Below are 24672 nucleotides of genomic sequence, written 5' to 3'. Positions count from 1 at the left end.
TCCATCGGCGCGCTCACAGGCGGGCGAGGGCGCGACGCAGCGGGTCGAGCCCGATCGAGCCGAGGTCGAGGGCCTCGCGGTGGAAGCCGCGCAGGTCGAACGAAGCCCCACGCCGCGCGCGGACCTCCTCGCGGGCCTGCAGCCAGATCCGCTCACCCACCTTGTACGACGGCGCCTGCCCCGGCCAGCCCAGGTACCGGTTCAGCTCCGCGCGCAGGAACTCGGTCTCCATCCGCGAGTACGCGCGCAGGAACTCGAACCCGAGCTCCGCGTTCCACCGCTCCCCCGGCCGGAACCCGAGCGGGTTGTCGCGCGGGATCTCCAGCTCCAGGTGCATGCCGATGTCGACGATCACCCGCGCCGCGCGGAACCCCTGCGCGTCGAGCATCCCGAGCCGGGCGCCCGGCTCCTCCAGGTACCCGAGCTCTTCCATCAGCCGCTCGGCGTACAGCGCCCAGCCCTCGCCGTGCCCGGAGACCCAGCAGCCGATCCGCTGCCAGCGGTTCAGCGTCTCGCCGCGCAGCATCGTCTGCGCGACCTGCAGGTGATGCCCGGGCACGCCCTCGTGGTAGACCGTGGTGACCTCGCGCCACGTGGCGAAGTCCTCGATGCCGTTCGGCACCGCCCACCACATCCGGCCCGGTCGCGTGGTCAGGTCCTCGCTCGGCCCGGTGTAGTAGATCGACCCGTCGGAGGTCGGCGCGATCATGCACTCGATCGTCCTGATCGCGTCCGGGATGTCGAAGTGCTCGCCGGCGAGCTCGTTGACGGCGGCGTCGGCGAGCTGCTGCATCCAGTCCCGGAACGCCTCCTTGCCGTGGATCTTGCGGGCCGGGTCGTTGTCGAGCAGCTCGGCGGCCGCGTTGATGCTCCGGTCGCCGCCGTTCAGCGAGGCCGCGATGGTCTGCATCTCGGCGTCGATCCGGGCCAGCTCCTGCCAGCCCCAGGCGTAGGTCTCGTCGAGATCGACGGCAGCACCGAGGAAGTTGCGTGAGGCAAGCTCGTAGATCTCCCGGCCAACCGCGTCCCGAGCCCGTCCCCGCGGCGCCACCTCGGCGGTCACCCACTGCCCGAACTGGTCGTACGCCTTGCGCGCCGACCCGGCCGCCGCCTCGACCGAAGCCTTCACCGGTCCTTCCGGCGCCCGCGCGGCCAGCCCGGCGAAGAAGTCGTCGCCCTCGGCACCGGTCCAGCTGGCGATCCGGGTGGCCAGGTCGTTCAGCTGCCGTACGGCGGACACGCGGCCCTGGCCGGCCTGGTCGAGCACGGTGTCGCGATACCCGTCGAGCGTCGTACCGACCTGGTTGAGCCGGATCGCGATCCGCTCCCAGTCCGACTCCGACGCGGTCGGCATCAGGTCGAACACCTGCCGGATCTCGGCCGGGATCGAGGTCAGCGCGTTCAGCTGCGACTGCGGTACGCCGGCCTCGAGGTTCTCCACCTCGAGCCCGAGCCGTTCCACGAACGCGTCCTGGGCGACCTCTTCGCGCGGGCTGCCCGGCGCGATCGCGCGCGCCTCGGCCAGCGCCCGCCGGTGCAGCTCGAGCAGGCCCTCGAACCCGTTCGGCGAGAAGTCCGGCAGTTCGTGGTCGTGGCCCTCGACTCCCATGAAGGTCGCCGCGGTCGGCATCAGCTCGAGATACTGCTCGAGGAACCGTTCGGAAACCTGGTCGATCGGGCTGTTCGGTGTGGTCGCGTCCGTCACGCCACGACCCTACCTGCCGCCGCACCACCGATCCCGCCCATTTCCCGGCGCTGTGTGGGTAGCCTCAAGCACTTCCACTCTCGACAGGACGTCCGATGCCTCAGTACCTCGACGGTGTTCGGCTGCTGCACCACCAGGAGCCGCAGTCCACTACCGACGCCACCTTGACCTTCGCCGTCGGCGCCCGCGACGAGACGCTGCCCACGGTGGGCGTCGCGCACGCGCTGGAGCACCTGGTGATGAACACGATCCGCCGGCTGCCGATCCGGATCGACGCGACGGTCTCGACGACCACCACCACCTTCGAAGCCTCCGGTACGCCGGAGCGCGTCGGCGAGTTCCTCACCGGCATCTGCGCGGCGCTGTCCGCCCCGCCGGTCGAGCGGCTGGAGGTGGAGGCCGGCGTACTCGCTGCTGAGGACGGGTGGGTCACCCATCCGATGGCCGCGCTGCTCTACTACGTCCGGTACGGCGCCCGCGGCGCGGGGCTCGACTGGCTCGACGGGCCTGGGCCGGACGGGATCACGGCCGAGCAGGTGAACGCGTTCGCCCAGAAGTGGTTCACCGCCGACAACGCAGTACTGCAGGTGACCGGACCGGTCCCGGCCGACTTGAAGCTCCCACTGCCCGCCAGGGCTGAGTCGGCGAGCGCCGAGGCCGCCAGGCCGCAGGCCGGCACTCGGCCGCGGCACGGGCACTACCCCGCCCGGCAGTTCCCCGGCCCGTCAGTAGTCGGCTACGGCATCCCCGGTGCCGCCGTACTGCTCTCGCTGCCCGACGGTGACCCGGCCCGCATCGCCTCGCTGGCGACCGACGTCCTGCAGCAGCGCATCGAGGAGAGCGCCCGACACGGCGGCGGCCACAGCTACGTGGTCGACTGCGACTCCGTGCACCAGCCCGACGGCACGACCGACTGGGTCCTGTACGCCGAGGCCCGCGAGGGCACCGAGGAGGCGGTCGCCCTGGCAGTCGTCGAGGCGCTGACCGACCTGGCAGCCAACGGCCCGTCGGAGGACGAGCTCCGGCTCGCGCTGGACCGGTTCGAGGAGCAGACGGCGACCAGCGACGCCGACCTGGCCGCCGAGTTCGCAGTACTGCGCCGGGAGCTGTTCGACGAGCCGGTGGGCGAGCCGCTCGACCCTGAGCGGGTGCGGGCGGTGCGGCCGGAGGACCTGGCCGCCGTACTGCGTGCTGCGCTGCCGACGGCCATCGGGTACGCCGAGGAGGATGCGGTCGAGCAGTGGACCAAGCACGGGTTCACCGAGGTGTCGCTCTGCCCGGTCGGCGGAGAACTGCCTGCTGGGGAGGAGTTCCGGCCGCCGCGAGTGGCGCGGCTCTTCGTGCGGGAGGCGCGGGAGCAGAAGCTCGTGCTGACTCCGGACGAGCTGGCGGTGCGCGATGAGGACGGCGTGCACCACGTGCCGTGGGACGAGGTCGTCGGCGTGATGCGGGCGGGCGACGGGACGTCGGTGGTGTTCGGGGCGAACGGGTGCGTGCTCCCGGTGTCCGGGGATCTCTACCGCGGCGGCAAGAAGGCCGTCGCCGAGCTGGAACGCCGGGTCGACCGGTCCCTGTGGTTCAAGGAGTCCCGCTTCAAGGCCGAGGAGGACTAGGGCTCCAGGGCGCTGGACGGGTCAGGCCTCCAGCCCGTCCGGCGCGGTCTGCTTCCAGGAGTCGAGCACGATGTCGTACAGTTCGTCGGTGCCCTCCAGCGCCGACAGCCGGGCCCGGACCCACGCCGAGCCGGCCTCGTGCGGCGGGACCCAGAACTTCTCCGGCTCGGCCGCGATCAGCTCGTCGCGCTCCAGCCGGGGACAGCGGACCGCGAACGACGTCTGGTCGTCCGGCACGGTCAGGAACATCCGCCCACCGACGTCGAAGGTCGGGTGGTTCCACCGCTGCTTCTCCACCGTCCCCGGCAACGACAGAGCGATCCGTCGTACGTCCTCCGCATCCAGCACCTTGCAAGCCCTCCCAAGCAGAACAGTCCCCTCACACCGCGAGGGGACCATCCTGCCGTACGGAGGGGACACTCAGCGGGTCTTGCTCGGGCCCGGGATGAGCAGGGCGACCACAGCGCCCACGGCAACCACCGCGGCGCCGACCCAGACCGCCGGGACCAGCCCGTCGACGAACTGGGCTGGCGACTCGTACCCACCGGCCGAGGCGAACACCGACGCCAGCACCGCGACGCCCATCGCCACGCCGACCTCGCGGACGGTGTTGTTGGTGCCCGAGGCCACTCCCCGGTCGTTCTCGGCCGCGGCACCCATCACCACGCTCGCCGTCGGCGCGAAGGTCAATCCCATCCCGACCCCGGCCAGCACGAACGGTACGACGTACGAGCCGTACACCACGTCCACCGTCGTCACCACAGCCATCCACCCGAGCGCCACAGCCAGCAGCGCCTGCCCGCTGGCGATCAGGACCCGCGCACCGACCCGGTCCACGATCAGCCCGGCGATCGGCGCGACCACCATCGGCGCCGCGGTCCACGGCAGCGTCCGCAGCCCCGAGTCCAGCGGTGAGTAGCCCTGGACGACCTGGAAGAACTGCGCCAGCAGGAAGACCGCCCCGAACACCCCGAGCGAGAAGGTGAACGACGTCGCGTTGACCACGCTGATCGCCCGGATCCGGAACAGCCGCAGCGGCAGCATCGGCGCCGGCGTCCGCCCTTCCCAGACCAGGAAGGCGATCAGCAGGGCAGCGCCACCGACGAGCCCGCCGAGCACCGGTCCGGACGTCCATCCGTCGTCGGCGCCGTGCACAACACCCCAGACGACGCCCAGCAGACCGGCCGCCGACAGCACCAGCCCGACCGGGTCGAACCGGCGGCTACCGCCGTACGACTCCGTCAGCACGCGCGCCACGAAGGGCAGCACGAGGACGCCGATCGGCACGTTCAGCCAGAAGATCCACTGCCAGTTGAGCCCGTCGACGACCGCGCCGCCGACCACCGGTCCGACGGCGACGCCGAGACCGGAGATGCCACCCCAGATGCCGATCGCGGCGCTCCGCTTGTCCGCCGGTACGGCGGCCGACAGCAGCGTGAGCGACAGGGGCATCACAGCCGCCGCACCGACCCCCTGGATCGCGCGGGCGCCGATCAGCATCCACGGCTCGGTCGCGAGCGCACAAGCCGCCGAGGCGACGGTGAACAGGGCCAGCCCGGCCAGGAAGATCCGCCGGCGGCCGAGCCGGTCCCCGATCGCCGAGGCGGTCAGCAGGAGCGCGGCGAAGGACAGCGTGTAGGCGTTCACGAACCACTGCAGGTCGGTCAGCGAGGCGCCCAGGTCGTTCTTGATCACCGGCAGCGCCGTGGTGACCACCAGGTTGTCCAGCGTGACCATGAAGACGGGAATGCCCACCACAGCCAGCACGGTGCCGAGCGAGCGGCTCGCTCGGACCTCGGGCTCGAGGACGGTCGATGTCATAGCGCATCCTTAGTTGTTATCGACTGATAACAAGCACTGTATGCATTGACTGATAACATTGCAACCATGACCAGAACCAGGCTGACCGCGGCCGAGCGCGGCGAAGAGGTGCTGCAGGCGGCGATCATCGCGTTCGGCGAGTCCGGGTACGCCGGGACGAAGACCGACGAGATCGCCCGGCTCGCGGGCGTCTCCCAGCCCTACGTGATCCGCCTGTTCGGCACCAAGCAGCAGCTGTTCCTGGCCACGCTGGAGCGGGTCTGCGACCAGATCGAGCAGGCGTTCCGGACGGCCGCGGCCGAGCGGGCCGACCTGGAGTCGCTCGGGGACGCGTTCAACAAGCTGCTCGAGAAGCGGGAGCTGCTGGTCGTGCTGCTGCACGGGTTCGCCGCGAGCGCCGAGCCGGCGATCGGCGAGGCCTCCCGGACGCGCTTCGGCCAGATCTACCGGACGGTTCGCGACCTCACCGGCGCGACGCCGGAGGAGACCCGCGAGTTCATGGCGACCGGCATGCTGCTGACGGTGATGGCCGCCATGCAGGTCGTCGGCCCGAACCCGGTCGCCTGCACGTGGGCGACCGACCTGCTGGAGAACCTCTAGTCGTTCACCGACTGCCCCGAGGCGAACCAGACCGCCGCTGTCGCAGCCGCGAGCGCGGCGACGGTGACGACCAGCGAGCCAGGCACGTCAGCACCACGCACGACCGATGCCCCGACCGCGACCAGCGGCGCGAGCAGTACGGCGATGCTTGCCGGGAGCAACCACCTGCGGAGGGACCGCGGCCCGACCGTCGCGTACGACGGCAGCTGCGCCGCGTACGCCGACGCCAGGTGCAGCAGGAGCAGCCCGAGCGCGGTGACCACGGTCGACCAGCCGACGTCCCCCGGCGCCCTGAGCAACCACCCGGCCAGTACGACGACCAGGAACAGCAATCCGGCCGCAGAGTCCGGCAACACCAAACAGGCCAGCAGCAAAGGGATTCCCGCGACCCAGATCGCGTCCATCTGGTCCCACGGCTGCAATGCCGGCACCACGAGAGCGACCACTCCGCCCACCGCAATCAGCAGCCGAGCAATCAACGGCCCCCGGCCGAAGGCGCGCAGCTCCCCCAGCCACCGAGTCAACCGATCCGCGATGCTCATGAGCGCATCCTCGGCGCCGCGGCTACTCGGGCTGCATCCCGCAGTACCTCGTCCAACGTGCCCGCACCTCGCCAGCGAACAGTCGGCACACCCAGGTCCCCAAGACGGTCCAACTCGCGACGTCTCTCAAGTAGTCGCAGGCGCCACGCCAGCGGCCACGTCTGCGAGTCGTGCTGATCCAGGTCGATCACATCCGCCACGTCCTCCGGCAGCGTGTCGACAGCGATCACCGTGCACCCCGAGTGCACCAGCGTCACGACGTACCCGAGCACAGCCGGCCGCAGCAGCGGGCTGAGCACCAGCACCAGGCTGTCCGCCCGAATCCGGTGCCGCCGAGCCAACGCATGCTCGTCCTGCTGACGCCCCTTCTGGCCGGCGTGCACCAGCACGTCAAGGATGCGCCGCAGGTGCGCCCGCCCACTACCGGCCCGCACACCACCAACCGTCGTACCGGTGTCGACCAACCGCACCCGGTCCCCGTGCCGCAGGTAGTGCTCAGCAATCGACGCAGCAGCCCGCACAGCCGTGTCCAGGCTGCTGGAACGCCCGTCGATCCCCTCACTGATGCCGACCTCACCACCGGTGTCCAGCAGGATGACGACCTCGGTGTCCCGGTCCGACCAGGTCGACGTCACGTGCAGCTCGCGCGTGCGCGCCGACACCGACCAGTTGATCCGCCGCAGCCGGTCACCGGTCCGGAACGGCCGCACACCCGACAGCTCGGTCCCCTCACCCGGCCGCCGAGACCTGTGCAGGCCGACCAGCCCAGCAGGACGCGGTACGGCGTCAACAGCCTCGAAGCCCTCCCGCAGCGGCAGCGTAGTGACACTCTGCGCCGCCGCATCCGGCAGCTGCACGCGGTACGCCCCCAGGTCCGACGTGGCGATCACCTGAGGCCGCTCCAGTCGCCGCAGTCCCCACCGCTCGGACCGTACGCCGACCTCCACCGACACAGTCCCGTCAGCCGCCGACTCGGCCACAGCCGCCTGCGGCGGGTCGTACCGGAACCACTGCGTCCGTGGCACCGCGGCAACGACCAGGTCGATGTCCGGGTCGACAGCGCCCGGCACCAGCACCCGGTACGTCGTCGCCTGCCCCTCGAACAGCACCTCCGCGTCCAGCTCGGTCACCACCTGCGGAACCGTCCGCGGCCGGAAGAAGCGTCCCCAGACCGCGACGAAGGCCAGCGGCAACCCGAGCACGGCCAGGTCCGGCCGCCGGGCGACGACCGCGACCACCAGCAGTCCGGCGGCCACGCAGACCACCCGGACCTGCGCGTGGGTCGGCCGCCAGGTCACTGCCGGGCGCCCACGACAGTCGGCGGCGCCGGCACCTGCGCGAGCACAGCCCGTACGACGCTCGCACCGGTCACGTCGTGCAGCCACAGCTCCGGCCGCACGGTGATCCGGTGGGCCAGTGCAGCCACGGCGACAGCCTTCACGTCCTCCGGTACGACGTAGTCGCGGCCCTGGATGACGGCGTACGACCTGGCGGTCAGCAGCAGCGCCAGCGAGCCACGCGGCGACGCACCGACGAGCACCTGCGAGTCCCGCCGGGTAGCGGCGGCCAGCTCCACGCAGTACCGGCCGACGGTGTCGTCGACGGTCACTGTCTCGACAGCACGCTGTGCGGCGAGCAGACCGGCCGCGTCGGTGACCGGCTCGACGTACTGGTCCTCCTGGCGGCGTGCCATCCGGCGCTGGAGGACCTGCCACTCCTCGTCGGCGCTGGGATAGCCGAAGCCGATCCGCAGCATGAAGCGGTCGAGCTGGGCCTCCGGCAACGGGTAGGTGCCCTCGTACTCGACCGGGTTCGCCGTGGCCAGCACGTGGAACGGCACCGGCAGCGGGAAGGTCTGGCCCTCGACGGTGACCTGGTGCTCCTGCATCGACTCCAGCAGCGCGGCCTGGGTCTTCGGGGGCGTCCGGTTGATCTCGTCGGCGAGCAGCAGGCCGGTGAAGATCGGCCCGGGCCGGAAGACGAACTCGCCGTTCTTCTGGTCGTACACGAACGCGCCGGTGACGTCGGACGGCAGCAGGTCCGGCGTGAACTGGACCCGCCGGAACTCCAGCCCGAGCGCCTGCGCGAACGACCGCGCGGCCAGCGTCTTGGCCAGGCCCGGGTAGTCCTCCAGCAGGACGTGCCCACCGGCCAGGATCCCGGCCAGCACCAGCTCCAGCGCCTCGCCCTTGCCGACCACGGCCTCGCCGACCCGCTCCAGCACCCGCCGGCTCAGCGCCGACACGTCGTCGGGGGTCAGCCCGGCTCCGGGGCCCGTACCTGGAGCTTCTACGGAGTCAGTCACAGTTCCTCACAACTTCTCGATGGTCTGGACAGCCTGCTCGAGCTCGGCGAACGACGCCGTCGCCGCCTCGGTCCCGGTGATCAGGGTCCACACCTGGTCGCCGACCAGCGCGCGGGCGCGGTCCGGCTCCAGGTGCGGGTCGATGCCGTGCCGGTTCACCAGCCGGTCGGTGGTCAGCTCCAGCAGCATCGGCCGGATCCGCCGGGTGAAGGTCATCGACCCCTCACCGACCCGCCGCTGCCGCGAGGACTCCTGCACCCAGGTGGCCAGGAACTGCGTCCGGTTGTCGTTGCTGCGGCTCCGCAGCTCGGCCCACTTCTCGTCGAACCGCGACGGCCAGGTGGTCTCGACGATCTGCGGGAACACCAGCCGCACCGCCACCGACACGAACCCGACGGCCAGCGCCAGCCCGACGAACCACATCGGCCGGGGCGCCATGCCGGCGATCCCGAAGGCCGCGATCAGCAGCAGCACGGCAACGACACAGATCAGCAGGTGCCCCAGGAGGACCCTGTTCAGCGCCCGGGCCCGATCAACCGGGCGGCGCTTGGCGGGCGGTGGGCTGGTGGGAGTCGTCTCCTCGGTGGGCCACGTGCTCATCGCGCCGCCACCGCAGCAGCCAGCTCTTCCCGCAGGTTGACCAGTGCTGCTCTTGCTTGGGTACGGGCCTCTTCGGTCGAGCCGTGGGTCGAGTAGCGCGCCTCCCGGTACAGCTGGGCCAGCCGGAGCAGCTCCGGCTCGGAGATCCCGCCCACGCCGAGCACCCGTACGGTGAACTCGGCCGGCGTCTCCGACGGCTCCCGCGCGACCCCCGCCGAAGCAGCGGCCTCCTCCAGGGCGACCCAGCACGCGATCACCGCGTCGGTCGCCGTACCGGAGTCCATCGCCGACAGACCGGACTCCACCGCCTCGGCAAGCCGGTCCACCTTCACCCGCTCCCAGTCCGTGTCGCCGTCCTCGGCCTGCGGCAGCTCCACCTTCCGCAAGATCCGGTAGACCAGCCGCAGCAGGAACAGCACGAGCAGCACCCCAGCGGCGTACACCAAGGCCATCCACAGCGCCTTGAGCCAGTCCGGGAACTCGATCGGCTTCACTTCCTTGGGCGACGGCGTCGGAGCAGCAGTCTGCTCCGGCACCGACTGGGTCACGCTGATCGTCGGCGGAGTCCGCGGAGCCGCCGTCCGCGTGCTCTCACTCAGCGGCTGCACGCTCCCGCCGGCCGACGCGAACACCACCAGCACGACGGCCGCAACCCCCAGGACGAGGGCAGCAGCCACTGCCACCACACTGCGTCGCGTCGGCTGCATCCGGGAAGAGTAGCTCTGAATCAGAACCCCGTGTCGAGCCAGGGGAGGCGCTTTCCGAGGAATGCGCGCGAAGTTGCAGCAAGTGCCCCTTCGGTCCGCTCCTCGACCAGTCCGGCCGCGCCCAGCAGCTCCAGCGAGGGCCTGCCGAGGTACACCGCGCCCAGCTCCCGTACGTCGACCAGTACGTCGGCCGGCCGGTCCGTCGGCTCACAGGTCGCCCCACCGGGCCCACCGGCCAGGTGCCACTGCCCGGCGTTCCACGGCAGGAACTCGTCGGTGACACCGAGCACCATGTCGATCTCCTCGGCGTACGTGCGGCTTGCGAGCGCCTTGCCGACGTCAGCCAGCCGCACCCACAGACCGTCCGCGGTGACCGGCTTCGGCGCCCGCGGGTCGACCAGCAGCGCCAGCAGCGGGTCGTCGGACGGCAACTGCTCGTACGTCGTCTCGCTGAGCAGGTCCTGGTTCAGCAGGAACTGCCAGAGCGCCGCATGCGAGGGCAGGTCGCGCGCATGGACCCGGGACACGTCGACGAAGCCCTTCGTCGTACGGCGGGTGCGGAAGGACGCGTACCCGGTCACGTCGCCGTCCACCGACGCGAGCACACAGCGCAGCGGGGAGGCGCCGCTCGTACTGGTCACGACGTTCTCGCCGCCGACGTAGTCCTCCCACCGCTCGTCGAACTGGAACATCCCGGGCCGGCCGAGCGCCTCGTCGTTGTGGATCTTGGTCGTGACCGGCCGAGCCTCGACCGGATCGGCGTACCGGATCCGGACGTTCTCGACGCCCTTCACGGGCCGCAGCGCGCGGGAAGCCTTCGGCACGGTGATGCTCTGATGGTCCGACCCTAGGCCGTAGCCGAAGCGCCCGTAGATCACCGGCTCGCTGGCAGTCAGCACGGCGACCGGCTCGACGCCGGTCTCGTGCAGCTCGGTCAACTGGGCCCGCATCAGATCCCTCAAGATCCCGCGGCGAGTGTGGGTCGGACTGACACACACCATGCTGACCCCCGCCACCGGCACCTGCCCACCCGGCACGGTCATCACCATCCCGAACGATGCCGTGTGCCCCGTCAACTCGTCGCCCTCCCGAGCCACGAAGCTCCGCGCCGGGTCCCACATCTTCTGCTCGGCCGCCAGCTGCGCATCACTCCAAGGCTCAGCAAACCCCAAGTTCAACAGCCGAACCAGCTCGCCCCACTCACCGTCGTACCGCCCGATCACGTTGGTCATGGCCCCCTGCCTACCAGAACCATCCGTCCACCGCCCCCGGGTTTCAGGGGCGGTGGACGGGGGGCCGGGACGTGTCCCCACTACGTCCCAGCCCTGCTGGTGGTCAGAGGGTGATGGTCCAGTTCGTGAGAGTGCCGGTGTCGCCTGGGCCGTTGTCTCCGATGCGGAGGGTCCAGGTGCCGACCGCGTTCTCCGTGGTGGGGACCGAGTAGGTCTTGCTCGCAGGCAGCGGGTGGCAGGTGTTGCCGCCGTACCGCTGCAGGTAGTACCAGCGGCCGGTCGGCGAGACCAGGCTGATGTTGAGGTCCTCCAGGCAGGTGTGGCTGCCCTCGACGGTCACCTTGACCGGGCTGGCCGCCCGGCCGGTCGCCGTCGAGCGGACTGCGCTTACGACGGTCTGGTAGTCGCGGATCGGGTAGTCGGTGCCGTTGCTGAACGTCCGGCCCCCACTGCTCCCGGGCTGCGTCCGCGCCGACACAGCTGCACTCGCCGGCGACTTGTTGCCCGCAGCGTCCTTCGCCTGAACGGTGAACGAGTACGCCGTGTCAGCGCTCAGCCCGCTGACCGTGGCCGAGGTGCCGGCGACAGAGGTGGCCAGTGTGCTGCCGTTGTAGACGTCGTACCCAGTGACCCCGACGTTGTCGCCGGCAGCATCCCAGGCGAGTGACACCGAGTTGCTCGTCGTACCGGTCGACCGGACATTGCCCGGCGCGGTCGGCGCCTCGGTGTCGTCCGGGTCGCCCGGTCCGCCGTCGCCGATGAGCAGCGTCAGGTTCCCCTTGGCCAGCGCCTCGTTGACGGGCTGGAAGATCGAGTTGTCGTCGTTCGACACGCAGCTGGAGTTGCCACCGGAGTGCAGCCCGACGGCCTTGTCGCCGCGCAGCCAGGCACCGCCGGAGTCGCCGCCCTGCGAGCAGCCGTCGGTGGTGGTCAGCCCGTCGATCACCACGTTGCCGTAGTCGATCGACTGGTTGACCGCACGTACCTTCCCGCACTCGAACTTCGGCGCGGTGTTGCCCGAGTGGCAGACCGTGTCCCCGACGATCGCCTCGGCCGAACCGGTGACGGTGACCGCGGGCTGGCCCCACGTGTTCACCTCCGGCGAGATGTTCCACCCGGGATCGGTCACCGCGACGACACCCATGTCACCCTCGCGGGCGTTGACGCTGCGGCTCCCACCGACGTTCGACGTCCCGAGCTTGTTCTGCTGGCTGATCGCGCCGTACGCCGCCTGGTTGGCGTCGTTGGTGCAGTGCCCGGCGGTCAGGAAGTGCTTGTTGCCCTGGGCATCGGTCGCCGGAAAGCCCACCGAGCAGTAGGTCTCGGACCCCGGCCACCACGGATCACCCGGGTGCACGTCCCCGGCCTGCTGCCGGAAGTCGGACTTGGTCTGCACGACCTGTACGCCGTCGCCGAGCCCGTTCAGCGCGCCGTACGCGCCACGCACCTTGACGACCACCTTGTTGGACACCGGATCGATGCCCCAGCTCTGCAACCCCGCGGGCCGGTCGGCCCGCACGATCTTGTCGACTGTGGCGAGCAGATCATCCAGCTGCCGCTGACTACGCGCCACCAGCTCCGGCGAACCACCTGCCTGCCGAACCCGATCAGCGGCAGCCGCGCCGGTCACCGCAACATGCAGCTTCCCGTCGTCCGCGATCCACCGTCCCGCCAGATCAGATGCCTTGGGCAACCGCTCCGACACCTGCTGCGGGCTGACGCCCTGCGGACCCACCGGCGACGGCTGAGCCGCCTTCGCCGGCCCACCGATCGCGATGAGGCCGGCCACCAGGCCCACCACCGCCGCCGAGCCGATCACCGCTGTCCTGCGTCGTTTCATGGGGTTTGCTCCTTGTTCATCCGGGAGGGGTGGCCCGACCCTAGGAGCGAACGGCAACGACGAACATCGCCCAGATCCCTTTCACACTTAACAAACTGCGGCTCAACGCTTCACAGCTGAGGGCCCCAGCGGAAGCCGTAGCGGCCGGGGCCGAAGTTGAGGGCTACGCCGTGCACCGCGGGACCGGGATCGACCGCACGGACCTGCTCGGCGTCGTCGTCGAGCTGCGAGTACTGCTCGCACCAAGCCGGCGGGTGCTCGAAGGAGATCTCCAGGACGTACTCACGCACCGGCAGCCGGAACTTGCGCTCGTAGTTGTCGGCCGGCGGGTACGGCGGGGAGTTCACCAGCTCGTGCTCGGTGATCACGGTTTCGCCCTTGCGAAGCGGGCGGTCGAACAGCAGCTCGGCGACCAGCAGGCCGTCGGCCGGGCGCGAGACGACGCGGCCGAGGTGGCAGTGCCTGAGCGGGCGGATCGCCGGCAGCGGCCGGTCGTGCTCGTCGAGGTGCATGATCACGACCCAGCGGTCCGGGCCGTCCGCCTCGGCGCGGAGTACCTGGCGTGAGTGGTACGCCAGCTCACCACCTTCCGCCCCGACGTACACGCGGTCGTGCTGGCTGATGCGGGTCAGCCGCTCGTCCCAGCGGATGTCGACCTCGCTGACCGCGTCCTCGACCGGGTCGGGCTCGGCCCAGTACGCCGCCACCTCCGACGACGGCACCGTGCTCAGCCAGCGACCACGGCGACGCGGCGGGCCGAGTGAGGACGACAGCGTGCCGGCCGGGACCTCCAGCACGGACTCCAGCAGCGCGACGGCGACCAGCGAGTCCCGTCGCTCGGGCCGCGAGCGGCCGGACTGCCAGTAGCTCAGCGTTGCGAGGCTGACCGTCACGCCCTGCGCGCGGAGCCGATCGCGAATCCGCTCCAGCCCGAGCCCCCGTGCGCGAATCGCGGCCCGCAGCACGGTCGCGAACTCGTCCGACGCCACCTCCGACCGATCCGGCACAGCGCCTCCTAGGTCTCCATCGGAGGCTAGCCCGCGGCCACCGCTGCAGGGAAGCGTCGGCCCGACCTCGACCGGAGGGTGACCGGATTAACAGTTAACAGGCGGCGGCACCACGATTCCGCGCCGTACCGCGGAAATTTCCCGCCCTTCCGGGAAAGTCTGACCCGTCAACCTCTGGACTGATGAAAACCGTTTTCATATACTCGATCCATGGCCGCCCACCGGAAGACCCCGTTGTCCTTGCTCGTAGGGCTCTCGACGACCCTCCGCGGGCCAGTCCTCGATGCCGTGATCGACGCGACCACCGTCGCGATCGTGGTCGACCAGGACGAGCTGCGCAGCCGCGGCGTCCTGACCTGGCAGGTCGTCGACGCCGGCGGCCGGCTCGACGCGGGTGAGTTCACCGTCGACGACGACTGCGGCGCCTGCCAGCTGATCGAGTCACTGCTCCCGCTCCTGGAGACGCTCGTCGCGCGCGGCCACTGGCAACACCTGGTGCTCGCGACCCCGCCCGCGATGGAGGCGCGGCCGCTCGCCAGTGCGCTCGTCGCGACGATGCCGGAGATCGAGGTCGACACCGTGACGTGCGTCGTCGACGCCGTACTGCTCGTCGAACAACTCTCCGGCGACGAGCTCCTCGACGAACGCGGCCTCGCCCTCGGCCCGCCCGACCGGCGGAACGTGGCCGAGCTGACCGCACGGCAGATCGAGTACGCCGACATCTGCGTCCTCGCGAACGCGCATCGCAGCCAGGCGCCCGAACGCCTGCAGAACCTCCTGCTCCACCTCAACCCGCGGACGACAGTCGTAGCCGCCGACCCCGCCGGCGTACCGGCCGCGCCGGTGGCTCGGACGGGCTGGTTCGATTTCGCCGCCGCCGAGGCCTGGGCCGGCGACCTCGCCGAGAGCGATCGCCTCCAACCCAGCGGCGACGGCGTCACCACCGTGCTGTGGCGCTCCACCCGCCCACTCCACCCGGCCCGCCTCAACGACGCCCTCGAAGACATCGTCAACGGCGTGGTGCGCAGCCGAGGCGTCGTCTGGCTCGCCAACCGCCCCACCCAACGAGTCCGCTGGGAATCCGCCGGCTACAGCGCCTCCCTGGGCACCCTCGGCGAGTGGTCCGACACCAACCACCTGGCCGAATGCACAGTCGTAGCCACCGGCGTAGGCCTCGACCCCGCCCGCCTCCAGTCAGTCCTCGACGCCTGCCTCCTCACCGAGTCCGAACTGGCCACCCTCGACTGGCAGTCCCTGGAAGACCCCTTCGCCGGGGTCCTCCCCTAGCCCTTCACCGTGGCGAGATGCTCGGCAGCGACGCCCTGCAGGTGGTCGATGTCCGAAGACACCGTCGCATACGTATACCCCTGCGCAAGCCGAGCCTTCGCCGACGCCCCGTCCGGGTTGTGGATGCCGGCGGCAACGCCCGCCGCGGCGGCGACCTCGGCGATGTGCCGGATCGCGGCCTCGAACTCGTCGGCCACGTCCGGATCACCGGGGAACTTGCCGCCGATCGCCAAGCACAGATCCGACGGCCCGACATAGATCCCGTCCAGCCCCGGAGTCGCGCAGATCGCCTCGACGTTCGCCAGCCCGGACGCGGTCTCGATCATCGCCAGTACGACGGTCGCCGCGTCCGACTCGGCCGGCACCGGCCCGATCCGCAGCCCGGCGCGCGTCGGCCCGTAGGAACGGATCCCACTCGGCGGGTACTTGGCCGCCCGTACGGCGTACGCCGCGTCCTCACCGCTGTCCACCAGCGGAACGATCACCCCGGCCGCCCCCGCGTCGAGCGCCCGCCCGATCGGCGTCGCGTTGTTCGCCTCCACCCGCACCAGCCCAACCGTCGCGCCGCCGGCCGCGTCGATCGCCATCAACCCGTCGAGAATCCCCCGCGTGCTCAGCAGCCCGTGCTGACCGTCCAGCACCACGTAGTCGTACCCCACCCGCGCAATCCGTTCGGTGGACGGCGGCGCGTCGAGCACCACCCAGTAGCCGACCAGTTGTTCCCGGGCACGAAGACGAGCAGCAAAGTTGGTCACCCGACTGTTCTACCCGAAACAACCCAGCCCCTACCCGATCAGCGGCAACCGCTCCACGTGCGCGCCCAGCATCTCCCGATCAGCCGCATCCAGCGGCTCCCGGCCCGTTGCCTTCAGCACGTACGTCGTGGTGTCCCACCCGATCACGTCCCACGCGTCCGGCCCGAACAGCCCGTCCAGCGTCCGCGCGGTCACCTGCAGCGCCTCCGGATCCGGCTCCGGCGCATCCGGCAGGTCGGCGATCAGGTCCAGATGATGCACCGTCGCCTCGAGAATCAGCGTCGCCACGAAATCCTTGGCCGCCAGCACATGCCCCTGCGTCGCGACCCGCTTCCCCTTCTCCACCAGCCCGAACGCCGCCGCCCGCACCGCCGCCTCGGACAGCTCCCGCCAGTGCCCGACCAGTCCGACCGAGGGCCGTTCGTACGCCGAGGCAACCACCCGTACGAACGTCGTCTCCCCGTCGGCGCCCGGCGGAAAGTCCTTCCAGTACGACACGAAGTCCCGGTCCGGCTCGTCCACCGACGGCGTCGCGAACGCCGCGAGCGCCCGCTCCGCGTCGTACAGCAGATGCACGAGCAGCGGCCCGACCGCCATCCCCGGGCACCGCGTCGGCCGCGCGAAGTCCTCGTCGGTCAGCCCTTGGACGACCTCGGTCACCCGGCCGTACGCCCGCCCCAACGTCGTAGCCGGCCACAACGGCAACGCCCCACGCTCAGGAGCCCTCATACCTCCGAGCGTAAAACCGCTACACCCCCAAACCAACCTCCGGCACAATTCCGGCCATGCCCGGTACCGAGGCCCTCCTCCACCAACTCGTCGCCGACGCCGGCCTGCCGCCGGTCACCACCGCCACTCCCCTCACCGGCCACGGCTTCGACCACGAGATCCTGCACGCCGTACTGGACGACGGCCAAGAGGTGGTCCTCCGCCACCGCGCAGGAACCCCACCGCTCGACCAACTCACCGAGTTCCTCAGAGCCCACAACATCCCAACCCCCGCCCTGCTGGCCGCAACCAACGACGCGACCCTCCACGCGTTCGCCCCCGGCGAGATGCTCCTCACCCTTATCGACCACAACCGGATGACCGACACCACCTGGCACTCAGTCGGTACGACGTTCCGCCAACTCCACGCCGTCCGCTTCCCCAAAGCCCTGACCGGCGCCTTCGGCAACGGCACCTTCGACCTGCACTTCACCGACCCGGTCCGCACCCAGCACAAGCTCCTCGACGAAGCCGCTCTCGACCTCGTCTCCGACCACCTGCCGCGGCTCCACGCAACCATCGACCAGTACGCCGACCAGCTCCGCGCAACCCCGACAGCCCTGCTCCACCGCGACGTCTACCCCGCCAACGTGATCGTCGGCCCCGACCGCACACTGCTGATCGACTGGGACTCACCCCAGGTCGGCGACCCCGGCATCGAGATCGCCGCCCTCGAGGAGCACGTCTATCTGCTCGGCGCCGAAGTCCCGCCGGCCTTCTACTCGGCGTACGGACCTCGCCCGGCGACCACCGCGCTGCACCGCCTCACCGGCGCGATCGGCTGGCTGGCCGAAGGCTGGCTCGACGACTGGATCGCCGGCGACGACCCCAACCGCAGCTCCAAGGCCAGGAGCTGGCGCGACGGCCTGCAGGCCTACCTCACGGAGCAACTGCCCACGCTCTAGACCGGCGGCACCCCGTGCCGCTTCGTGCTGAAGTGCCGGTCCTTGGTCTGCGCCGCCGCCAGCCGCGCGATCAGTTCCTCGCGCAGGTTCTCCGGCTCGACGATCGCGTCGATCACCAGGTCCGCGGCCAGCCGCAGGATGTCGATGTCGGTCTCGTACTCCTCGCGCAGCTTCGCGACGTACTCGACCCGCTCGGTCTCCTCGGCGATCTCCTGGATCTTGTTGTAGTACACGGCGTTGATCGCCGCCTCCGGCCCCATCACCGCGATCTTCGCCGTCGGCAGCGCGATGCACGCGTCCGGCGAGAACCCCGGCCCGCACATCGCGTACAGCCCTGCCCCGTAGGCCTTCCGGACGATCACCGACACCGTCGGCACGGTCGCCTCGGACACCGCGGTGATCATCTTCGCGCCGTGCCGGATGATCCCGGCCCGCTCGACCTCGGACCCGATCATGAACCCCGGCACGTCGCACAGGTACACCAGCGGCACGTTGAACGCGTCGCACAGCCAGATGAACCGGGCCGCCTTGTCGGCGGAGTCGACGAACAGCACGCCACCCTTGACCGCCGGCTGGTTCGCGACGATCCCGACCACCTGCCCGGCGAGCAGCCCGAACCCGGTCACGAGCTCCGGCGCGTACGCCGGCTTGAGCTCGAAGAACGTGTCGGCGTCGAGCAGCGCGTCGATCACGTCGTGAATGTCGAACCCGACCGACTCCTCGGCCGGCACCAGGTCGCGGGTGAAGTCGCGGCCCGGCGCCGAGGCGTCGTACGACGGCGGCCGGACCTGCCACGAACCGGGCAGGTAGGAAAAGTACTGCTTGGCCAGCTCGATCGCCTCGGCGTCGTCGCTCGCGAGCAGATCGCCGCAGCCGGAGACCGACGTGTGCATCCGGGCGCCGCCCATCTCCTCGAGCGTCACCTTCTCGCCGACGACCATCTCGGCCATCCGCGGTGAGCCGAGGTACATCGAGGCGTTGCCGTCGACCATGATCACCAGGTCGCAGAACGCCGGGATGTACGCGCCACCGGCCGCCGACGGCCCGAACAGGCAGCAGATCTGCGGCACCTTGCCGGACAGCGCGACCTGGTTGTGGAAGATCCGGCCCGCGCCGCGCCGGCCCGGGAACAGGTCGACCTGGTCGGTGATCCGGGCCCCCGCGGAGTCGATCAGCCAGAAGATCGGCAGCTCGTCGCGCAGCGCGACCTCGGTGATCCGGACGATCTTCTCGACCGTGCGCGCACCCCACGACCCGGCCTTCACAGTCGGGTCGTTCGCGACCAGCAGCGCCGGCCGGCCGTCGACGAGCGCCCGCCCGGTGACCACGCCGTCCGCGGGCAGGCCCGGGTTGAGCGCGTTCGCCAGCTGCGCGTCCTCGACGAAGCTGCCCTCGTCGACGAGCAGCGCGATCCGGTCGCGCACGTACAGCTTGTTCTGACTCGCCAGCTTGGCGGCAGCCTTCTCGGGCGGAGCCAGCGTCGCCTCACGCGCGACCTTGACCTCGGTCCAGTGATCCCTGCTCATGCGGTCATCCTGTCACTCGACCGGGAGACCAAGGCCGCGGGCGATCAGCATCCGCTGCACCTCCGACGTGCCCTCGCCGATCTCCAGGATCTTGGCGTCGCGGTAGAACCGCGTCACCGGGTACTCCTCCATGAAGCCGTACCCACCGAACACCTGCGTCGCGATCCGCGTCGCGGTCACCGCCGCCTCGCTCGAGTACAGCTTCGCGACCGCCGCCGCCTGCTTGAACTCCTGGTACGGCGCTCCGGCGTCCTTGAGCGCAGCCGCGCGATAAACGAGCAGCTCCGCCGCGTCCGCCATCACCTTCAGGTCGGAGATCTGGAACGCCACGCCCTGCTTCTGCCCGATCGGTACGCCGAACGTCTTGCGCTCCCCGGCGTACTGGACCGACATCTCCAGGCAGGCCTTGATGCAGCCCAGCGCGACCGCGCCGATCGCGACCCGGCCGTCGTCCAGCGTCGCCAGGAACTGCGCGAACCCGCGCCCGCGCTCGCCGAGCAGGTTCTCCCGCGGCACCCGGCAGCCCGCGAACGACAGCGGGTGGGTGTCGGAGGCGTGCCAGCCGAGCTTGTCGTACTGCGCCTCGGCGACGAACCCCGGCGTACCGGTCGGGACGATGAGCGTGGAGATCTCCGGCCGCCCGTCGGGACGGTCGCCGGTCCGCGCGGTGACCGTGACCAGCGACGTGATCGCCGAGCCGGAGTTGGTGATGAACTGCTTCGACCCGTCGATCACCCACTCGTCGCCGTCCAGCACCGCGCGGGTCTTGGTCGCGCCGGCGTCCGAGCCCGACTCCGGCTCGGTCAGCCCGAACCCGGCCAGCGTGCGCCCGGCGACCAGGTCCGGCAGCCAGGTCTGCTTCTGCTCGTCGGTGCCGTAGGTCAGGATCGGGTTGATCCCGAGCCCGACCGCGGCCTCGAGCGTGATGCCCATCGACTGGTCGGCGCGGGAGATCTCCTCGATCGCCACGCACAGGCTGGTGAAATCGCCGCCGGCGCCGCCGTACTGCTCCGGCGCGGTCAGCCCGAACAGGCCGAGCTGGCCCATCTTCTGCACGGTCTCGACCGGGAAGTGGTGCTTGCGGTCCCACTCGGCGGCGTACGGCGTGATCTCGGCCTGCGCGAAGTCGCGCACGCTGGCGCGGAACTCGCGGTGCTCCTCGGACAACTCGAACGACATCTCTGCTCCCGACTGCTGGTTGACGCTTACGTAAACGTAAAGCACGATGCCGTAGGTGCACAATATTCCGGTGAGTGCCGAGTCAGGGTCCTGGACGATCACCGAGCTGGCGTCGGAGTACGACGTCACGCTGCGCACGATCCGTTTCTACGAGGACCGTGGGCTACTCACCCCCGAACGCCGCGGCACGGCCCGCGTCTACCACCCCCGCGACCGCGTCCGGCTGGCCCTCATCCTGCGCGGCAAGCGCCTCGGCTTCTCGCTCGACGAGATCGCCACCATCGTCGACATGTACGACGCCGAGCCTGGCGAGGAGGGCCAGCTCGTCTACCTCCTGCAGCAGATCGCCATCCGCCGGGCCGACCTCGAGCAACGCCGCCGCGACCTCGACCAGACCCTGGACGACCTCTCCGAGGTAGCCCGCCGCTGCCAGGCCGACCTCGACAAGCTCCGCAGCGCCTGATCAGGTCTGCAGATACATCCCCGGCACGATGCGTGACTCCGCCGCACGCTCGACCAGCAGAGTCACCCGATCGCCGGCGTACTCGCTGACGAACTCAACCGCGAGCACTCGTACCGGCCTGTCGTTGTAGGTGAGCAGGGTCGCCTGCGGAGTGAGGACCCCACCGAACAGCCGCCCCGACACCAGCACGCCATCCCGGGCCGCGATGTCGAACACAGCCTCGACCAGGAACACCACCGGGCCGTCCTTCGCGTCCTCGGGCGACCAACCCGGCGGATACTTTCGCGGGAACCCAGGCTCCTTCGCGGGCTCGTGCTCCAGACCGGTCAGCTCGTAGTTTCCGCACCGACGGCAGGCGAACCCGTCGCCGAACATCAGCCCGTCTTCACCGCCGTACATGTCCTCCAAGCACTCATGCGCCAGTTCGTCCCCGCAGCACGGGTCGCTCCCACCGTGGGCGTAGCACGCGACCGCATCACGCTCCGGACACGAATACGCGTAGTCGCAGCAGTACTTCACACCCCGACGCTATCCAGGCAACGGGGCACTCAGATGGCGACTTCGACGCCGTGCTTGGCGAAGAACTCCGGGTCGGGCTTGGCGACGCCGAGGTCGTAGGAGTAGCAGCTCACGTCGAACAGGTCGTCGTACCCGAGCACCGTCCGCATGTGAGCACCCCGGTAGCACTCCTGATTCGTCGCCAGGTGAACGCCGTAGTCGCCGCGCCCGGCGAGCATCGGCAGCTCGTCGATCCACGTCCGGTGCAGGAACTCGCGGGCGCGCTCCCCGACGTACGGCTCCATCGCCGCGTACCACCCTCCGGGCAGGTCCTGCAGGACGCCGTCGGCGTCCAGCAGCACGTGGCGGATCTCGGGCTCAGATCGCATCCTCATAGGTCCTCAAGGTCTGGACGAAGAGCCGGCGCTGGTCGTCGGTGAGGGGCTCGAGGGCCTGGCGCCAGGCGTGGGCGCTGCGGGCGAGCCAGTTGTCGATGGCGGCGCGGTGGGTGTCGGCGAGGGTGACGATCGCGCGGCGGCGGTCGTCGGGGTGTTCGCGGCGTTCGAGGATGCCCTGGCGGGTCAGGTCGCCGACCATCAGGCTGACCGTCGCCGGTGTGACCTCCAGGCGTTCGGCCAGGTCGTTGACGCCCAGCGGGCCGTCGAACAGCAGGTACGCGAACAGCGACAGGTGCCGTGGCGCCAGATTCATCCCCGCGAGCTCGTCGGGGATCTTCATCCGCTTCGCCCGGCCGACCAGCCGCGGCATCAGCAGCAACAACGTCCGAATACTCTCGTCGACGCTTGACATACCTTTGTCCTCAAAACTATTTTGCTTGCAAAGCTAACACTCCTGCCACCGTGAGGGTATCTCCGTGAGCGACTTCAACCGCCCGGTCATCGATGAGTTCCGCGCCAACCGAGGGCGAGTGGGCGGCCCGTTCGAGGGCGCGCCGCTGATCCTGCTGACCACCACCGGCGCCCGCTCGGGGCGGCCGCACACCACTCCTGCCGTGTACGCCGCTGACGCCGGCCGCCTGATCGTGTTCGCCACCAACGCCGGCAGCCCGTCCGCGCCCGCCTGGCTGCACAACCTGCGCGCCCACCCGACCGTCACCGTCGAACTCGGCACCGCCCGCTGCGAAGCCACCGCCACCGAACTCACCGGCTCCGAACGCGACCGCCTGTACGCCGAGCAGGCGCGCCGCAACCCCGCGTTCCAGGCCTATCAGGACGGCACGTCGCGCCGCATCCAGGTCGTCGCCCTCGTCCCGACCCGCCTGGACGCCGCGGCCCTCCAACTCCGCGAGATCCACAACGGCCTCCGCCGGCAACTCGCGACCCTCCGCGCCGCCGTCGACGGCGGCCTCGAACTACCGGAGAACCTCGACGACCTCCAGCGCAACTGCCTCACCTTCTGCAGCGCCCTGCACGCCCACCACACCCACGAGAACGGCGTCTTCCCCACCCTCGCCGCCGACTTCCCGCACCTCGAGCCCGCGATCGACCAGCTCCGCGCGGACCACGAGGCCGTCGCGGCCCTCAACACCGCCTTGATCGCCACCGCCCAGAACCTCGGCGCGGCCCCCACCGAAACCCTCCGCGCCCAGCTCCACACCCTGACCGAGGCCCTCGAGTCCCACTACCTCCGCGAGGAGATCGAACTCGCCTATCGCCCGGACGCGCCGATGCCGGTCTCGTCCAGCGCGTAGACCACGGCCGCGCGACCTCAGGTCAACCGACGACGCCAGCTGATGGGACCCACTGAGATCCGCTGAGCCGAAGAACCGTCCCACTCCACCGGCAGATCCTGCGCGAGCAACGCAGCCCGGATCCGCTCACCCACCGCCTGGTCCTGCTCAGCGACCCGCCCCTGCTCCGGGTCGAGCGTCCCGTACGCCAGATAGAGCTGCGCCGGCTCCTCAGCCAACCGCTCCGCATCCTGCTGGTGAAAGAACACGTACCCACTCGACGGCCGATCCGCCGGCCGCTCGTCGTCGATCTCCGACACACCGCAGTTCTGGCAACATGTGAAGTTCATCCGGGCCACCACACCGTTCGCCTCCAGCTCAGCAAACGCCGCCGCCACCCGATCGGCATCCGTGTACGCCGGCCACGAACCCTGCTCAGCAAGCCGAGCCTGCCACACGTCCTCCACCAGCAGCGTCAACTGCTCGTCGTCCAGCGGCACCTCGTCGTCATCCCGAAAGTCGCGCGCATACTCCAGCACGTCGGCCCGACTCAAGAACCCCGGCCGAACCCAAAGCTCGACCTGCTCCCGCAGATCAGCAACCTGCTGAGCAGCATCAGAAGGTGCCTCAGCCGGCGGCGGTACGGCGACCGGCGCCGGTTCCGGTTCCGCAGCGGCGGCTGCTCGCTGGTCGTCCGTGGCGTTCGGGCGGCGCTTGAACTTGTCGAAGATCCCCACGGGCAAACAGTAGGCCCTCGGTCAGACAGTCAGCGCTGCAGTCCGGAGCGCCTCGTCGTACCGGTGAAGAGCCAAAGCGGCCAGGCGCGGGTCGGCGCCGAGCGGCTGGGTGGCGACGGCACCCGCCTGTGCGGCAAGACCGGCGACCCGGTCAGCAAAGAAGCCAGGCGCGAGCAGGTAAGTGGCAACAGCAACCCGCCCGGACGTCCGAGCCAGTACGGCGCCCAACCGCTCCCCGGCGCCCGAGACACAGCCGACCTCAACCGGTCGATCGACCACCGCCGCCAACTCCGCAGCAACCCTGGAGCAGGCAAGCAGAGCCCGATGGTCGGAGGATCCCGCCGCCGCCAACACGACGCTGTCGACCCCACGAAGCCGATCGGCGAAGCGGCGTCGCCCGTCGCCCAGTGCGTCGGCGACGCTGCCGGTCGTACGGTCGCCGCCACCAGCCAGACCCTCGATCAGCCGGTCGGCGAGGATTTGGGCGAGGACTGGGTGCGGTCCCAGCGGACCCGCCGCGCTGACCTGGTGCGGACGGCGGTGGGCTTCGGCCTGCACGTCGGTGCTGACGTGGTAGCCGGAGCTGAGAAGCAGCGGGACGATCACCGTCTGGTTGCTGTCGGCAACCACCCGGTCGACCAGCGACGGGAGCGCCGGCCTGTCGACGTCGACGAAGCCGAGGGAGACCGGAAGCCCCGGGCGCTGGCGCGCGATCTCGCGGGTCAGCGCATGGATCACCCGGATGCCGCGCGGGTCCGCGGTGCCGTGTGCGGCGGCGATGAGGTCGGTCATCGGCAGCCTCCGAGGGTCGGTACTTGGGGCCTAGGGTCGGCGCCGAAGCGGTTCAGAGCAGGCGACAACGAGCAGCCACGAACCGACTGGCCAGTGCCAT

Annotated in this window: 26 protein-coding genes; 6 read left to right on the top strand and 20 right to left on the bottom strand. The window is 70.3% G+C overall.

Features of this window, described 5'->3' with window-relative positions:
* Nucleotides 1-13: 13 nt before the first annotated feature.
* On the bottom strand, nt 14-1705 hold the full coding sequence (locus HDA39_RS38280) for a DUF885 domain-containing protein (RefSeq protein ID WP_337926067.1): 1692 nt from the start codon (nt 1703-1705) through the stop codon (nt 14-16).
* Between the two features lie 95 nt (nt 1706-1800).
* On the opposite strand from HDA39_RS38280, the gene HDA39_RS38275 reads away from it, so the two are divergent.
* The gene (locus tag HDA39_RS38275) at nt 1801-3318 is read left to right on the top strand and encodes an insulinase family protein (RefSeq protein ID WP_184803710.1); all 1518 of its coding nucleotides are present in this window, start codon (nt 1801-1803) and stop codon (nt 3316-3318) included.
* A gap of 21 nt (nt 3319-3339) precedes the next feature.
* On the opposite strand, the gene HDA39_RS38270 is transcribed toward HDA39_RS38275, so the two are convergent.
* Together HDA39_RS38270 and HDA39_RS38265 are read right to left on the bottom strand one after the other, a co-directional pair.
* Complete coding sequence (locus tag HDA39_RS38270) at nt 3340-3666, bottom strand: MmcQ/YjbR family DNA-binding protein (protein ID WP_337926066.1); 327 nt, start codon at nt 3664-3666, stop codon at nt 3340-3342.
* 72 nt (nt 3667-3738) lie between these two features.
* Nucleotides 3739-5139, bottom strand: a complete 1401-nt coding sequence (locus HDA39_RS38265; RefSeq protein ID WP_184803708.1) for an MFS transporter — start codon at nt 5137-5139, stop codon at nt 3739-3741.
* 66 nt (nt 5140-5205) lie between these two features.
* On the opposite strand from HDA39_RS38265, the gene HDA39_RS38260 reads away from it, so the two are divergent.
* The gene (locus HDA39_RS38260; protein ID WP_184803707.1) at nt 5206-5739 is read left to right on the top strand and encodes a TetR/AcrR family transcriptional regulator; all 534 of its coding nucleotides are present in this window, start codon (nt 5206-5208) and stop codon (nt 5737-5739) included.
* Here HDA39_RS38260 and HDA39_RS38255 read toward each other — a convergent pair.
* From HDA39_RS38255 to HDA39_RS38220, 8 genes are all read right to left on the bottom strand, one after another.
* Nucleotides 5736-6281 (bottom strand): hypothetical protein, encoded by a 546-nt coding sequence (locus HDA39_RS38255; RefSeq protein ID WP_184803706.1) that lies wholly within the window; start codon nt 6279-6281, stop codon nt 5736-5738. The two genes, HDA39_RS38260 and HDA39_RS38255, sit on opposite strands and share 4 nt — an antisense overlap.
* Nucleotides 6278-7579 carry a DUF58 domain-containing protein gene (locus tag HDA39_RS38250; RefSeq protein WP_184803705.1) on the bottom strand — a complete coding sequence of 434 codons (1302 nt, stop codon included), beginning with the start codon at nt 7577-7579 and terminating at the stop codon, nt 6278-6280. Before HDA39_RS38250 ends, HDA39_RS38255 begins: the two co-directional genes overlap by 4 nt.
* On the bottom strand, nt 7576-8586 hold the full coding sequence (locus HDA39_RS38245; RefSeq protein ID WP_337926065.1) for an AAA family ATPase: 1011 nt from the start codon (nt 8584-8586) through the stop codon (nt 7576-7578). The genes HDA39_RS38250 and HDA39_RS38245 overlap by 4 nt, the downstream gene beginning before the upstream one ends.
* 6 nt (nt 8587-8592) lie before the next feature.
* Nucleotides 8593-9186: a hypothetical protein gene (locus tag HDA39_RS38240; RefSeq protein WP_184803703.1), complete on the bottom strand. Its 594-nt coding sequence runs from the start codon at nt 9184-9186 to the stop codon at nt 8593-8595.
* Nucleotides 9183-9893, bottom strand: coding sequence for a DUF4129 domain-containing protein (locus tag HDA39_RS38235; RefSeq protein ID WP_184803701.1), 711 nt, complete (start codon nt 9891-9893; stop codon nt 9183-9185). The genes HDA39_RS38240 and HDA39_RS38235 overlap by 4 nt, the downstream gene beginning before the upstream one ends.
* Before the next feature lie 20 nt (nt 9894-9913).
* Complete coding sequence (locus tag HDA39_RS38230) at nt 9914-11125, bottom strand: GNAT family N-acetyltransferase (protein ID WP_184803699.1); 1212 nt, start codon at nt 11123-11125, stop codon at nt 9914-9916.
* A 103-nt stretch (nt 11126-11228) separates the two neighbouring features.
* The gene (locus HDA39_RS38225; RefSeq protein WP_202893247.1) at nt 11229-12965 is read right to left on the bottom strand and encodes a proprotein convertase P-domain-containing protein; all 1737 of its coding nucleotides are present in this window, start codon (nt 12963-12965) and stop codon (nt 11229-11231) included.
* A gap of 110 nt (nt 12966-13075) precedes the next feature.
* A complete protein-coding gene (locus HDA39_RS38220; protein WP_337926064.1) occupies nt 13076-13972 on the bottom strand; it encodes an XRE family transcriptional regulator in 897 nt (298 codons plus the stop codon).
* A gap of 210 nt (nt 13973-14182) precedes the next feature.
* Between HDA39_RS38220 and HDA39_RS38215 the strand changes: the two genes are divergently transcribed.
* Complete coding sequence (locus tag HDA39_RS38215) at nt 14183-15259, top strand: CobW family GTP-binding protein (protein WP_184803697.1); 1077 nt, start codon at nt 14183-14185, stop codon at nt 15257-15259.
* Here HDA39_RS38215 and HDA39_RS38210 read toward each other — a convergent pair.
* Together HDA39_RS38210 and HDA39_RS38205 are read right to left on the bottom strand one after the other, a co-directional pair.
* A complete protein-coding gene (locus HDA39_RS38210) occupies nt 15256-16014 on the bottom strand; it encodes an aldolase/citrate lyase family protein (RefSeq protein ID WP_184803695.1) in 759 nt (252 codons plus the stop codon). The two genes, HDA39_RS38215 and HDA39_RS38210, sit on opposite strands and share 4 nt — an antisense overlap.
* 30 nt (nt 16015-16044) lie before the next feature.
* On the bottom strand, nt 16045-16743 hold the full coding sequence (locus HDA39_RS38205; protein ID WP_184803693.1) for a maleylpyruvate isomerase N-terminal domain-containing protein: 699 nt from the start codon (nt 16741-16743) through the stop codon (nt 16045-16047).
* Nucleotides 16744-16799: 56 nt separating this feature from the next.
* Here HDA39_RS38205 and HDA39_RS38200 point away from each other — a divergent pair, with 56 nt between their 5' ends.
* Nucleotides 16800-17687: an aminoglycoside phosphotransferase/choline kinase family protein gene (locus HDA39_RS38200; RefSeq protein ID WP_184803691.1), complete on the top strand. Its 888-nt coding sequence runs from the start codon at nt 16800-16802 to the stop codon at nt 17685-17687.
* On the opposite strand, the gene HDA39_RS38195 is transcribed toward HDA39_RS38200, so the two are convergent.
* Together HDA39_RS38195 and HDA39_RS38190 are read right to left on the bottom strand one after the other, a co-directional pair.
* Entirely contained in the window at nt 17684-19213 is a 1530-nt protein-coding gene (locus tag HDA39_RS38195) for an acyl-CoA carboxylase subunit beta (protein WP_184803689.1), read from the bottom strand. The genes HDA39_RS38200 and HDA39_RS38195 overlap by 4 nt on opposite strands.
* A gap of 12 nt (nt 19214-19225) precedes the next feature.
* Nucleotides 19226-20392 carry an acyl-CoA dehydrogenase family protein gene (locus HDA39_RS38190; protein ID WP_184803687.1) on the bottom strand — a complete coding sequence of 389 codons (1167 nt, stop codon included), beginning with the start codon at nt 20390-20392 and terminating at the stop codon, nt 19226-19228.
* 70 nt (nt 20393-20462) lie between these two features.
* Here HDA39_RS38190 and HDA39_RS38185 point away from each other — a divergent pair, with 70 nt between their 5' ends.
* Complete coding sequence (locus HDA39_RS38185; RefSeq protein ID WP_184803685.1) at nt 20463-20855, top strand: MerR family transcriptional regulator; 393 nt, start codon at nt 20463-20465, stop codon at nt 20853-20855.
* Here the strand turns inward: HDA39_RS38185 and HDA39_RS38180 are convergent, their stop codons facing one another.
* The 3 genes from HDA39_RS38180 to HDA39_RS38170 form a co-directional block, all read right to left on the bottom strand.
* Entirely contained in the window at nt 20856-21254 is a 399-nt protein-coding gene (locus HDA39_RS38180; RefSeq protein WP_184803683.1) for a hypothetical protein, read from the bottom strand.
* Between the two features lie 149 nt (nt 21255-21403).
* Nucleotides 21404-21742, bottom strand: a complete 339-nt coding sequence (locus tag HDA39_RS38175) for an HAD family hydrolase (RefSeq protein ID WP_238356259.1) — start codon at nt 21740-21742, stop codon at nt 21404-21406.
* Nucleotides 21732-22163, bottom strand: coding sequence for a MarR family winged helix-turn-helix transcriptional regulator (locus tag HDA39_RS38170; protein WP_184803682.1), 432 nt, complete (start codon nt 22161-22163; stop codon nt 21732-21734). Before HDA39_RS38170 ends, HDA39_RS38175 begins: the two co-directional genes overlap by 11 nt.
* Nucleotides 22164-22227: 64 nt before the next feature.
* Between HDA39_RS38170 and HDA39_RS43980 the strand changes: the two genes are divergently transcribed.
* A complete protein-coding gene (locus HDA39_RS43980; protein ID WP_184803680.1) occupies nt 22228-23064 on the top strand; it encodes a nitroreductase/quinone reductase family protein in 837 nt (278 codons plus the stop codon).
* A 17-nt stretch (nt 23065-23081) separates the two neighbouring features.
* On the opposite strand, the gene HDA39_RS38160 is transcribed toward HDA39_RS43980, so the two are convergent.
* Together HDA39_RS38160 and HDA39_RS38155 are read right to left on the bottom strand one after the other, a co-directional pair.
* Nucleotides 23082-23780: a DUF6891 domain-containing protein gene (locus HDA39_RS38160; protein ID WP_184803678.1), complete on the bottom strand. Its 699-nt coding sequence runs from the start codon at nt 23778-23780 to the stop codon at nt 23082-23084.
* 21 nt (nt 23781-23801) lie between these two features.
* The gene (locus tag HDA39_RS38155; protein WP_184803677.1) at nt 23802-24572 is read right to left on the bottom strand and encodes a sirohydrochlorin chelatase; all 771 of its coding nucleotides are present in this window, start codon (nt 24570-24572) and stop codon (nt 23802-23804) included.
* Nucleotides 24573-24672 lie beyond the last annotated feature (100 nt).

The sequence above is a fragment of the Kribbella italica genome (assembly GCF_014205135.1).
GTDB lineage: Bacteria > Actinomycetota > Actinomycetes > Propionibacteriales > Kribbellaceae > Kribbella > Kribbella italica.
Note: the sequence above shows the minus strand (reverse complement) of the source record. Positions and strands in the feature narration are given on the sequence as shown.